The sequence below is a fragment of the Streptomyces sp. 15-116A genome, from assembly GCF_025290915.1.
Classification (GTDB): Bacteria; Actinomycetota; Actinomycetes; order Streptomycetales; family Streptomycetaceae; genus Streptomyces.
On the sequence record NZ_JAOCQE010000551.1, the window covers coordinates 1 to 1,131 of the forward strand.

The following is a 1,131-nucleotide window of genomic DNA, read 5'->3' on the forward strand; positions in this document are numbered from 1 at the left end:
CGGTGCGACGGCCCTCGCCCCGCCCCCGGCCTCAGTCCCCCGTCCTCGCGCGGGCGATCAGCAGGGCCACGTCGTCGAAGTTGTCCGGCTCGTGGAGGGTGCGCAGGAGGAGGTCGCAGACCTCCTCCAGGGAGCGGTCGGGGCAGTCCAGGAGGGCGAGGAGGCGGTCGAGGCGTTCGTCGAGCGTGTGGCGGCGTGTCTCCACGAGACCGTCGGTGTAGAGGACCAGGCGGTCGCCCGGGCCGAGGTCCACGGTGGTCGTGGAGAAGCCGACCCCGCCCACGCCGAGCGGCACCCCGGTCGGCAGCTCCAGCAGCTCCGGCTCCCGCCCGGCCCGTACCCGCACCGGCGGCAGATGCCCGGCGTTGGCGATCAGGCAGCGTTCCGCGCGGGGGTCGTGGACGACGTACAGGCACGTGGCGATGGCCTGGTCGAGGCCGCCGGTGATGCGGTCGAGGTGCTCCAGGAGCACGGCCGGGTCCAGGTCGAGCGCGGCCAGCGTGTTCGTCGCCGTGCGCAGCCGCCCCATGGTGGCCGCCGCCGTGATGCCGCTGCCCATGACGTCGCCCACCACCAGCGCCGTCTTGTCGTCGTCCAGCGGGATGACGTCGAACCAGTCGCCGCCCACCTCGCTGGTGGCGCCCGCCGGCTGGTAGCGGGAGGCGACCTCGAGCCCGCCGGTGACCGGTGGGTGGCTGGGCAGCAGGCTGCGCTGGAGGGTGAGCGCGGCGTCGCGGGCGTTCTGGTACCAGCGGGCGTTGTCGATCTGCACGGCCGCGCGGGACGCCAGCTCCCGGGCCAGCAGCAGATCGTCCTCGTCGAACGGCAGCGGATTGCGTGTGCGCTTGAGATCGAGGGCGCCGAGCACCTCACCGCGCGCGATCAGGGGGACGGCCAGATACGAGTGCACCCCGGCCCGCGCCAGCAGCTCGGCCGCCTCCGGTGAGCGGGCGATCCGGGGCAGATCCTCGTCCTTGACCTGCGGCACCATCACCGGCCGGGCGGTGCGCACGCACTGGGTGACCAGGCGGTCCGGGCCGTACCGGGCCACCCCGCCCGGAGGGTCGGCCGCCCGCAGCGCGTCCGGCGCGTCGTCCGCCTGCACGGCCAGCGCCCGGATCACCGCGGACT

Annotated in this window: 1 protein-coding gene; it reads right to left on the reverse strand. The window is 74.9% G+C overall.

The genetic code is table 11. From position 1 onward, the window contains the following. Positions 1-31: 31 nt before the first annotated feature. Positions 32-1,131, reverse strand: a 1,100-nt coding sequence (locus tag N4P33_RS35410; protein WP_260831016.1) for a PP2C family protein-serine/threonine phosphatase, incomplete at its 5' end; no start/stop codon positions are given.